The sequence below is a fragment of the Noviherbaspirillum sp. genome, assembly GCF_035654295.1.
Taxonomy (GTDB): domain Bacteria; phylum Pseudomonadota; class Gammaproteobacteria; order Burkholderiales; family Burkholderiaceae_D; genus Noviherbaspirillum.
The window spans coordinates 35,890-46,697 of record NZ_DASRXF010000039.1 but is presented as its reverse complement, the minus strand read 5'-3'; the positions used below and the strand labels follow the sequence as shown (position 1 = coordinate 46,697).

The window sequence follows — 10,808 nt, the reverse complement described above, 5'->3', positions numbered from 1 at the left end:
AGGATCTGGGACCAGCGGTAGCTGAACCAGCCGTTGCGGATCACCAGGCATTTCTTGCCGTTGGCGAACTGGCGGCACACCGCTTCCATGCCGAAGGTGCCGCTGCCGGGAACGACGATGGCGGAATGCGCGCCGTACACTTTCTTGAGCGTGGCGGAAACGTCGCGCATCACCCCCTGGAATTGCTGGGACATGTGGTTGATTGCACGATCGGTGTAGACGACCGAATATTCGAGAAGTCCGTCGGGATCGACGTGGGGTAACAAACCTGGCACTCGCGCCTCCATCGTTGTAAGAAGTTCCGGGCCCTTGCAATTGCCGCTGCGTAAGCCGCGCCTGCAAAACGTGCTGCTGTTCAGGCGATTCTACTGGAGCCGGCGGAAAAGGGCAGATAAGGGACAGATCCGCTATTGAACCAGAAAGTGCGGCGATGCACGAAGACCGCGGTCAAGAAAGCACCGGAATAGCGCAAGTCCGTACCGCGGCAGTACACTTGTCCGACACAAATACGACGGGAAAGCAGTGGAATGAACGAGTATCGAGACGCAAGCGCCGCACCCGGCGGCAGCCTGGCGCACTGGATGCGCGAGGGCGCGCGCGCCGCCTTCTTCCTGCGACCGCGATGGAAAGGCCTGCTTCCCACGCCGGCCATGGTCGCGCTGCTGGTGCTGTGCGGCATCCTGCTCAACATGGCGTTCGAACGCCTGTATGTCACCGGCGCGGCGGTCTTCGACTGGCGCGCCGTCGCCAGCGGCTGGCTGCCGACCCTGGCCGCCATCTGGGTCTGTTACATGATGCGCGGCCCGCAGCGCGGCACCGCCAGCCTCGTCTGCATGGTACTGGCGCAGTCGGTGTGCATCTCGCTGCTTACCGGCGCCGTGTATGCGCTGATGATCCACGCGCAGCTTTTCAACGCCCGCGCGCTCGGCACCGCCGGAATGTGGGGCCTGTTGCTGGCGCCGGGGGCGTGGAATATCCTGGCCCAGCTTGCGCTGCTGTGGCGCGAGGGAAACCGGAGGCCGCTGCCGCTGGCCGCACTGAGCCTGGCCGCCGCGGTCGCCCTGCACTACGCCGCACAGCCGCCCAGCTTCTGGCTGCCAGGCGACGATGAGCTGCAGGACCAGCGCAGGCAACTGAGCCTGACGCAGGAGCTGATGGAAGCGCAGCCGCAACTGCTGGCGCAACGCCTGAAGGAAATCCGCAAGCAGCGCCCGGGTACGATCGACGTCTACGCGATCACCTTCGCTCCGTATTCCGACGAGGACGTATTCCGCCGCGAAAGCGCGATGGTGGCCGAGGTCATGGCGCAGCGCTTCGGCGCGGAAGGCAAGAACCTGCAGCTGGTCAACCATGTGCAGACCCTCCAGCAGTGGCCGTGGGCCACGCCGCGCAACCTGCAGCGCGCGATCCAGCGCGTGGCGGAGCTCATGGACCGCAACGAAGACATCCTCTTCCTGCACCTGACTTCGCACGGCGCGCGCGACGGCCAGCTGGCGGCGGAATTCTGGCCGATGACGGTGGCCCCGGTCCGTCCCGCGGACCTGAAAGCCTGGCTGGACGAGGCCGGCATCCGCTACCGCGTGATCTCGATTTCCGCCTGTTACTCGGGAAGCTGGATCCCCGTGCTGGCGGGAGACGGCACGCTGGTGATGACTGCCGCCGACGCGGAGCACACCTCCTACGGCTGCGGCCGCGGCTCGGAACTGACCTTCTTCGGGCGCGCGATGTTCCACGAACAGTTGCGCAGCCGCACGCACTCCTTCGAGGCCGCGCACGCCGCTGCGCGGGACATCATCCGGCAGCGGGAAGAGGAAGCGGGCAAGGACGACGGTTACTCGAATCCGCAGATCAGCGCCGGACCCGCGATCAAGCCGCGTCTTGCCCGGCTGGAAGAACAGCTGAAGGCTCAGCTGCCGCGATAGGTGGAGTATGACCAGGGGGAAACGACCAGCGGTACATGGTAGTTCTGCGCCGGATCGGCGATGCCGAAAGCGATGATCACGCGGTCGATGAAGCGCGGTTCGGGCAGTTTGACGCCCTGGGCGGCGAAGTAGTCGCCGGCGCCGAACACCAGCTCGTACTGGCCGGGACGCATTGTGTCTCCGTGCAGCAGGGGTGCGTCGCAGCGGCCGTCGGCGTTGGTCACGGTGCTGCACAGGAGCGTTCTTTGCGTTGCCTCAACCGCGTACAGTTCGACCTCTACGCCGGCGCCCGGTTTGCCTTGTGTGACGTCCAGTACGTGCGTGCTCAGCTTTCCCATTGCTTTCTCCGGTGGAATTGATGGGGGAATGATATATCGGGGGATGATGCTGCTTATTCAAACTATCGTATAGGTGGCATGTGGGCGGGTGGATAAGGCGGCGCCATCCCTGCAGATTCCCCGTCGTCCCGGCGAATGCCGGGACCCAGTGGCGTTCGTGCGTCCGAAGAAAGACACTGGATCCCGGCCTTCGCCGGGATGACGGGGTAAGTGAGTGGATGCGATGCAACCGTTTGCGCCCGCATGCGCGCCCCTCTACAGGCTTTGCGGGCGGCTGCATACGCCCGCGACATCTCCACCCCTCCCCCGTCGTCCCGTCGAAGGCCGGGACCCCGTGGCGTTTGTGCATCCGAAGAAAGACACTGGATCCCGGCCTTCGCCGGGATGACGGGGTAAGTGAATGGAGGCGATGCAACGTTTGCGCCCGCATGCGCGCGCCTCTACTGGCTATGCGGGCGGCTGCATACGCCCGTGGCATCTCCGCCCCACCCCCGTCGTCCCGGCGAAGGCCGGGACCCCGTGGCGTTTGTGCGTCCGAAGAAAGACACTGGATCCGTGGCCTTCGCCGGGATGACGGGGTAAGTGAATGGAGGCGATGCAACGTTTGCGCCCGCATGCGCGCGCCTCTACTGGCTATGCGGGCGGCTGCATACGCCCGCGACATCTCCGCCCCTCCCCCGTCGTCCCGGCGAAGGCCGGGACCCAGTGGCGTTTGCGCATCCGAAGAAAGACACTGGAACCGCCCTTATATGCCACCCTGTATACCCACTATTGCACCCGTCATCTGACGCCCTAGCCCGCATCTTGCATGATGAAATTTTCAACGATCCTGCCGCCGCCCGATGTTTCCCCTATTGCACATCGAGGATACCCTGCATCATGTTCCGGATATAGCCCGGCGGCGCCCCGGTGCTAATCTAGCGCCACAACAATCCATGGTAGAGAAAGCATGACCCAGCCCATTCGTTTCATTTATCGCGGTGAAGTTCAGACGGTCACGGATGCGTCTCCCACCAGGACCATCCTGCAGCACGTGCGCGAAGACCAGCGCTGCACCGGCACCAAGGAAGGCTGCGCCGAAGGCGATTGCGGCGCCTGCACTGTGGTCATCGGCGAACTGAAGGGTAATACCGTCGCGTTGAAGGCGGTGAATTCCTGCATCCAGTTCGTTCCCACCCTGGATGGCAAGGCACTGTTCACCGTGGAGGACCTGAAGCAGCCGGACGGCGCGCTGCATCCGGTGCAGCAGGCCATGGTCGAGTGCCACGGCTCGCAGTGCGGCTTCTGCACGCCGGGCTTCGTGATGTCGCTGTGGGGCCTGTACCTGAAGCAGGAAGGCAAGTCCTGCCATCCGGAGCGCAAGGAAATCGACGATACCTTGTCCGGCAATCTCTGCCGCTGCACCGGCTACCGCCCGATCATCGACGCCGCGCACCGCATGCTCGACCTGCCGCAGGTGAAGTTCGACCGCGACACCCTCAAGGGCGCGCTGCAGACGATACAGCGCCAGGACATGCTGACTTATACCTTCGAGGGCCAGGCCTTCCACATCCCGCGCACGCTGGAACAGCTGGTGCAAATCCGCGCCGAGAAGCCGGCGGCCACCATCCTGTCCGGTTCGACCGACGTCGGCCTGTGGGTCACCAAGCAGATGCGCGAGCTCGGCGACATCATCTACATCAACGAAGTCGCCGAACTCCAGCGGCTGGTGGAAGACGGTGGCATGCTGGAAATCGGCGCCGCCGTCACGCTGGAGGATGCGTACACTGCCGTGTGCAAACACTACCCGCAGGAATTGTCCGAATTGCGGCAGCGCTTCGCTTCCCTGCCGGTGCGCAATGCCGGCACGCTCGGCGGCAACGTTGCCAACGGGTCGCCCATCGGCGATTCGGCACCCTGGCTGATTGCCCTCGGCAGCGAGATCGTCCTGCGCGGCAAGGAGGGCCGGCGCGTGCTGCCGCTGGAAGCCTTCTACCTCGACTACCAGAAGAAAGACCTGCGCCCGGGCGAATTTGTCGACGCCGTGCGCGTGCCGCTGCCGCAGCCGGACCTGCGTTTCCGCACCTACAAGCTCTCCAAGCGCTTCGACCAGGACATCTCCGCCGTCTGCGCCGCGTTCGCCCTCACGCTCGACGGCAGTACGGTGCGCGATGCGCGCATCGCTTTCGGCGGCATGGCCGCCATCTCGCGCCGCGCGCCGAAGGCGGAGACGGCACTCAAGGGCCGCGAGTGGAATGAAGCGGCCCTCAACGAGGCGATGAAGGCGCTGGCGGAGGATTACACCCCGCTCACCGACATGCGCGCCAGCAGCGCCTACCGCATGAAGGCCGCGCAAAACCTGCTGCGCCGCTTCTGGTTGGAAACCCGTCCCGATGCTCCGCTGCCTGCGCACGCGCTCAATGCCTTCGCCAGCGCATAAGGGGTGACACGATCATGAACAAGACCACCGAATCCTTCCTGCAACAGAAAACCGCGGACTGGGCGGAAGTGGGTGTGCCGCGCCCGCATGAATCCGCCGTCCTGCACGTGATGGGCGAAGCGACCTACACCGACGACATTCCCGAGCTGCACGGCACCCTGCATGCCGCGCTCGGACTGTCGCAGAAGGCGCATGCGCGCGTCAGGGGTATCGACTTGTCCGCGGTGAAGCAGTCGCGCGGCGTAGCCGCCGTCTACACCGCGCAGGACATCCCCGGCACCAACGATTGCGGCCCCATCATCCACGACGATCCCATCCTGGCCGACGGGCTGGTCGAGTATGTCGGCCAGCCGATCTTCCTGGTGGTCGCGGACACGCATGACAATGCGCGCCGCGCGGCGCGGCTGGCCAAGGTCGATTACGAAGAACTGCCCGCCATCCTCACGCCGCAGGAAGCGAAGAAGGCGCAATCCTACGTGCTGCCGCCGATGCGCCTGCAGCGCGGCGATTTCCGCAGGGCCTTCGAACAGGCGCCGCACCGCGTCAGGGGCGAGCTCTACGTCGGCGGACAGGAACAGTTCTACCTCGAAGGCCAGATTTCGTATGCGGTGCCGAAGGAAGACCGCGGCATGCACGTGTACTGCTCGACGCAGCATCCGTCCGAGATGCAGCATGTGGTCGCGCATGCGCTCGGCCTGCACTCGCACCACGTGGTCGTCGAATGCCGGCGCATGGGCGGCGGGTTCGGCGGCAAGGAATCGCAGTCCGCATTGTGGGCCGCCGCCGCTTCCATCGCCGCGGCGAAGCTGAACCGCCCGGTCAAGCTGCGTGCCGATCGCGACGACGACATGATGGTCACCGGCAAGCGCCACGATTTTCACTACGAATACGAAGTCGGCTACGACGGCGACGGCCGCATCCTCGCCGCGAAGGTGGAGATGGTGTCGCGCGCCGGCTACTCGGCCGACCTGTCCGGCCCGGTCGCCACCCGCGCCGTCTGCCACTTCGACAATACCTATTACCTGTCGGACGTCGACATCCTCGCGCTCTGCGGCAAGACCAACACCCAGTCCAATACCGCCTTCCGCGGCTTCGGCGGGCCGCAGGGGGCGATCGCGATCGAGACCATCATCGACGAGATCGCGCGCAATCTCGGCAAGGATGCGCTCGACGTGCGCAAGCTGAACTTCTACGGCCGCAACGACGAGGAAGGCCGCAATGTCACGCAATACGGCCAGAAGGTGACCGACAACGTCATCCACGAACTGGTCGCAGAACTCGAAGCCAACAGCGACTACCGGCAGCGCCGCGAAGCGGTGCGCGCCTTCAATGCCACGAGTCCGGTGCTCAAGAAAGGCATCGCGCTGACGCCGGTGAAGTTCGGGATCGCCTTCAACCTCACCCACCTGAACCAGGCGGGCGCGCTGGTGCACGTGTATGTCGACGGCTCGGTGCTGGTCAATCACGGCGGTACGGAAATGGGGCAGGGCGTCAACACCAAGGTGGCGCAGGTGGTCGCGCATGAACTCGGGCTCGACCTGTTGCAGGTGCGCGTGTCGGCCACCGACACCAGCAAGGTGGCAAACACCTCCGCCACCGCGGCATCCACCGGTGCCGACCTGAACGGCAAGGCCGCGCAGGATGCCGCGCGCCAGATCCGCGAGCGCCTGACCGCCTTCGCGGCGCAAGCCTGGAAGGCGGATCCGGGCGACATCCGATTTGCAGGCAATCACATCCATGTGGCCGGCACCGCGCATCCCTTCAACGAGGTGGTGCGCAAGGCCTACAACGCCCGCGTCCAGCTCTGGTCGGACGGCTTCTACGCCACGCCCGGCCTGCACTGGGATGCGGCGACGATGACCGGCAATCCCTTCTTCTACTTCGCCTACGGCGCGGCCGTCTCGGAAGTCGTGGTCGACACGCTGACCGGGGAATGGAAACTGCTGCGCGCCGATGCGTTGTACGACGCCGGCAATTCGCTCAACCCGGCGATCGACATCGGCCAGGTGGAAGGCGGCTTCATCCAGGGCATGGGCTGGCTGACCACGGAAGAGCTGTGGTGGAACCAGGCGGGCAAGTTGATGACGCATGCGCCGTCGACCTACAAGATCCCCGGCATCTCGGACTGCCCGCGCGACTTCCGCGTGAAGCTGTTCAAGAACCGCAATGTGTCCGACAGCATCCACCGCTCCAAGGCTGTCGGCGAGCCGCCGCTGCTGCTGCCGTTCTCGGTGTTCTTCGCGATCCGTGATGCGGTGGCGAGCGTGGGCGATTACAAGGTGAATCCGCCGCTCAACGCGCCGGCCACCAGCGAAGCGATCCTCAATGCAGTGGACGCGGTGCGTGTGGCATGAACTGGCTTGCGGCAATCCAGCTCCTCGCCGCCCGTGAAGAACCGGCGGTGCTGGTCACGGTGGCGTCCGTCGAGGGCTCCGCGCCGCGCGAACCGGGTGCGAAGATGCTGGTCACGCGCGACAGCCAGTTCGACACCATCGGCGGCGGGCACATGGAAATGCGTGCCTGCGAGCTGGCACGCGACATGCTGGAGATGTCCTCCGCATTACCGGCATCGAAACGCCGCCTCGCGCGCTTCCCGCTTGGTCCCAGCTTGGGGCAGTGCTGCGGGGGCGTTGTGCACCTTGCCTTCGAGCGCGTTGACCATGCTTGCTACGAAGGCCTCAACGAGCGTTGGACGCGCCGGGAGGATAGCTGGCGTGTCGTTGCACTTGACGACGGATCCGTGCCTGTCCTCCTTGTTACGCCGGATGAGACCCTGCCAGGATCGCTCCCCGGTATCGACCGTGAGCGCGGCTGCCATGTCGCTAAAGACGCCGAAGGCCGCCGATGGCTGGTCGATCCCTGCCTCGCCTGGCGTTCGCACCTGGTGCTGTTCGGCGCGGGGCATGTGGGAGCCGCGATCGTGCGTGCGCTTGCCGACCTCCCCTGCCACGTTACCTGGGTGGACGAGCGCGAGGACATGTTCCCGGCGGACGTGCCTGCCAATGTGGCGATCGAAGCGACCGATATACCGGAGGCGGTGGTTGATTCGGTTCCGTCCGGCGCCAGCTACCTCGTGATGACGCACAGCCACGCGCTCGACCAGCAGCTGTGCGAGGCCATCCTGCGCCGCAGGGATCGTGGCTGGTTCGGCCTCATCGGCTCGAAGACCAAGCGCATGCAGTTCGAGCACCGGTTGCGCGAGCGCGGCATCGCAGCGGAAGAACTGGAAACGATGATCTGCCCCGTCGGCATCCCCGGCATCAGCGGCAAGGCGCCGGCGGTGATCGCTGCGTCGGTGTGTGCGCAGTTGTTGCAGGTGTGGGAGGAACAGGCTGAGCGGTGGGTTTCGCTGCGCTCTACCCACCCTACCGTCCTCTATAAAGAATCGTAAAGAACAGCCACCCATAAAGAACCGTAGCGTGGGTAGAGCGAAGCGAAACCCACCAAGCGCCCAAAGAAGAATCCGCCCGTATCCGAAAACATCAAATGAGCATGAACCCCGCATCCCCCCGCTGCCACGCCTACCGCGCCGGCATCCTGCACTTCACCGCCGACCCCGCCTTCGACGACAAGTCCTATGCCTGGCATGAAGACGGCCTGCTGATCGTCGAGGATGGCCGCGTGAAGGCCGCCGGCGATTACGCGCAACTGCACAAGACCCTGCCGCAGGACGCGACGCTGCACGACTATCGCGGCAAGCTGATCATGCCCGGTTTCATCGACACCCACATCCACTACCCGCAGACCGATATGATCGCCTGCCCGGCCCCGGGCCTGCTGCCCTGGCTGGAAACCTATACCTTCCCCAACGAGCGCAAGTTCGACGATCCCGAACACGCGCAGGAAGTGGCGCGCTTCTTCCTCGACGAACTCCTGCGCTGCGGCACCACGACGGCGATGGTCTACTGCACCGTGCATCCGGAATCGGTAAACGCCTTTTTCCGCGAGAGCCACAGGCGCAATCTGCGCATGGTGGCGGGCAAGGTCCTGATGGACCGCCACTGCCCGGAATTCCTGCGCGATACCGCCGAGGGCGGCGTGCGCCAGAGCGAGGAACTGATCAAGTCCTGGCACAATCACGGCCGCCAGCTGTACGCGATCACGCCGCGCTTCGCGCCGACCTCGACCGAGGCGCAGCTGCAGCTGGCCGGTGAGCTGGCGCGCGCCTATCCCGACACCTTCCTGCAGACCCACGTAGCCGAGAACACCGACGAAGTCGCATGGGTGAAATCGCTGTTCCCGAACTCGCGCAGCTACCTGGACGTGTACGACAGCTACGGCATGATGCGCCCGCGCGCCATGTATGCGCACTGCATCTGGCTGGACGACCATGACCGCGCCCGCATGCGCGAGACGCAGTCGGCGGCCTCGGTCTGCCCCACATCCAACCTCTTCCTCGGGAGCGGCCTGTTCGACTTCCAGCGCGCCGACGCGGCACGCGTGCCGGTGGCACTGGCGACCGATGTCGGCGGCGGCACTTCCTTCTCCATGCTGCAGACCATGAACGAGGTGTACAAGGTGGCGCGCATGGGCGGCACCTACCTGCCGGCGCTGCGCATGTTCTACATGAGCACCCTGGGCGGCGCGCGGGCAATGCAGCTCGAAGGCACGATCGGCAATTTCGCGCCGGGCGTGGAAGCCGATTTTGTTGTTTTGGATCCACAGGCCACGCCGCTGCTCGCCCGCCGCACGGCACGCTCCGAAAACCTGGAAGAGCTGCTGTTTGCGCTGGCCCTGCTCGGCGACGATCGCAGTGTGGCTGCGACCTACAGCGGGGGGAACCGGGTCCACGCAAGAGGCGCGGAGCAAGTCATGACCCCATGACAGTTTGACAAAAAAAATTTGACCTCAGTCAAGTTCTCCAGCTTCACCTCAATTTCTCTTACGCAACTGCAAAAAGGATAAGTAGAATGGCTGCCGATTTCGAAGTCGGTGCTGAACGTGTATCGCGGATGCGTAAGTCTTACCGTCCGGGGAGGCCCGGCTTCTTCAACTGCATCGCAACAGGAGACCTCATGCAACAAGCAAGCCTGAAACTGAAACAAACGCTGCTCGCCGCGGCACTTTGCGCCGCCACCGCCGCACCGGCCTTGGCCCAGACCAATGTGACCGTGATGGGCCTGGTGGACACCTACGCAGGTTCCATGCGCATGGCCGGCGACGCGCGTTCGGTCAAAGCCGTCAACAGCGGCGGCCTGACCACCTCCTGGATCGGTTTCAAGGGCTCCGAAGACCTCGGCGGCGGCCTGAAGGCGAACTTCCTGCTGACGAGCTTCTTCCAGGCAGACACCGGCGTGCAGGGCCGCTTCCCCGGCGACACCATGTGGTCGCGCGATGCCGTGGTGGGCCTGTCCGGCGGTTTCGGCTCGCTGTCCTTCGGCCGCGAACTGGCGCCGCACTTCCTGCCGACCATCCTGTTCAACCCGTTCGGCGATTCCTATACCTTCGCCCCGCTGATCCTGCACGCAGACGTACCGCTGTTCAATGCATCGGGCTGGTCCAACTCGGTCGCGGGCGATACCGGCTGGAGCAACTCCATCCGCTACACCACGCCGGACTTCGGCGGCCTGAAGGCCAACCTGCACTACCAGTTCGGCGAGCAGGCAGGCAATACCGGCGTCAACAACATCGGTGCCAATGCGCTGTACTTCAACGGCCCGCTCGCGCTGACCGCGTTCTACCACACCGTGGAAGTGAACAACCCGACGCATACCCCGGGCTCGTCCGTCGGCTTCGGCGCCGCACGCCAGAAGGCATGGATGCTGGGCGGCAGCTATGACCTGAAGGCAGCGAAGCTGTTCGCGACCTACGGCCAGACCTCGCACAACGTCGACCTCGACGACAAGACCCTGTCGCTGGGCGCCACCGTGCCGCTGGGCGGCGGCAAGATCCTCGCCGCATGGGCGCAGACCGATCGCGAAGGCGCAGTCGTCGGCGCCGACCAGAAGCGCAAGACCGCTTCGCTGGGCTACGACTACGACCTGTCCAAGCGCACCGATGTCTATGCGATCTACATGAACGACCGCATCACCAACCAGAACAGCGGCAACAGCTTCGGCGTCGGCATCCGTCACCGCTTCTAAAACAGAATCAGGCAAGGGCGGCAGCCCGAACCTGACTGCCGGGCCG

General features: G+C 64.9%; 7 protein-coding genes and 1 pseudogene. 6 read left to right on the top strand and 2 right to left on the bottom strand.

Annotated elements, in window-relative coordinates:
• Positions 1–275: pseudogene (locus VFF99_RS04680) on the bottom strand (alanine--glyoxylate aminotransferase family protein); the annotation flags it as partial.
• A gap of 252 nt (positions 276–527) precedes the next feature.
• Here VFF99_RS04680 and VFF99_RS04675 point away from each other — a divergent pair.
• Positions 528–1,922, top strand: a complete 1,395-nt coding sequence (locus VFF99_RS04675) for a C13 family peptidase (RefSeq protein WP_325015436.1) — start codon at positions 528–530, stop codon at positions 1,920–1,922.
• On the opposite strand, the gene uraH is transcribed toward VFF99_RS04675, so the two are convergent.
• Entirely contained in the window at positions 1,907–2,260 is a 354-nt protein-coding gene (gene uraH / locus VFF99_RS04670; protein WP_325015434.1) for a hydroxyisourate hydrolase, read from the bottom strand. The genes VFF99_RS04675 and uraH overlap by 16 nt on opposite strands.
• A 949-nt stretch (positions 2,261–3,209) precedes the next feature.
• Here uraH and xdhA point away from each other — a divergent pair.
• From xdhA to VFF99_RS04645, 5 genes are all read left to right on the top strand, one after another.
• Positions 3,210–4,679 (top strand): xanthine dehydrogenase small subunit, encoded by a 1,470-nt coding sequence (gene xdhA, locus VFF99_RS04665; RefSeq protein ID WP_325015432.1) that lies wholly within the window; start codon positions 3,210–3,212, stop codon positions 4,677–4,679.
• A 14-nt stretch (positions 4,680–4,693) separates the two neighbouring features.
• Positions 4,694–7,033, top strand: coding sequence for a xanthine dehydrogenase molybdopterin binding subunit (gene xdhB / locus VFF99_RS04660; RefSeq protein ID WP_325015430.1), 2,340 nt, complete (start codon positions 4,694–4,696; stop codon positions 7,031–7,033).
• Entirely contained in the window at positions 7,030–8,070 is a 1,041-nt protein-coding gene (gene xdhC, locus VFF99_RS04655) for a xanthine dehydrogenase accessory protein XdhC (RefSeq protein WP_325015428.1), read from the top strand. Before xdhB ends, xdhC begins: the two co-directional genes overlap by 4 nt.
• A gap of 101 nt (positions 8,071–8,171) precedes the next feature.
• Entirely contained in the window at positions 8,172–9,503 is a 1,332-nt protein-coding gene (gene guaD, locus VFF99_RS04650; RefSeq protein ID WP_325015426.1) for a guanine deaminase, read from the top strand.
• Between the two features lie 191 nt (positions 9,504–9,694).
• Positions 9,695–10,762 carry a porin gene (locus VFF99_RS04645; protein WP_325015424.1) on the top strand — a complete coding sequence of 356 codons (1,068 nt, stop codon included), beginning with the start codon at positions 9,695–9,697 and terminating at the stop codon, positions 10,760–10,762.
• Positions 10,763–10,808 lie beyond the last annotated feature (46 nt).

Excerpts from the sequence above, each read along its gene's own strand:
- VFF99_RS04675 (WP_325015436.1), top strand. The coding sequence starts at position 528 with ATGAACGAGTATCGAGACGCAAGCGCCGCACCCGGCGGCAGCCTGGCG.
- uraH (WP_325015434.1), bottom strand. The coding sequence starts at position 2,260 with ATGGGAAAGCTGAGCACGCACGTACTGGACGTCACACAAGGCAAACCG.
- xdhA (WP_325015432.1), top strand. The coding sequence starts at position 3,210 with ATGACCCAGCCCATTCGTTTCATTTATCGCGGTGAAGTTCAGACGGTC.
- xdhB (WP_325015430.1), top strand. The coding sequence starts at position 4,694 with ATGAACAAGACCACCGAATCCTTCCTGCAACAGAAAACCGCGGACTGG.
- xdhC (WP_325015428.1), top strand. The coding sequence starts at position 7,030 with ATGAACTGGCTTGCGGCAATCCAGCTCCTCGCCGCCCGTGAAGAACCG.
- guaD (WP_325015426.1), top strand. The coding sequence starts at position 8,172 with ATGAACCCCGCATCCCCCCGCTGCCACGCCTACCGCGCCGGCATCCTG.
- VFF99_RS04645 (WP_325015424.1), top strand. The coding sequence starts at position 9,695 with ATGCAACAAGCAAGCCTGAAACTGAAACAAACGCTGCTCGCCGCGGCA.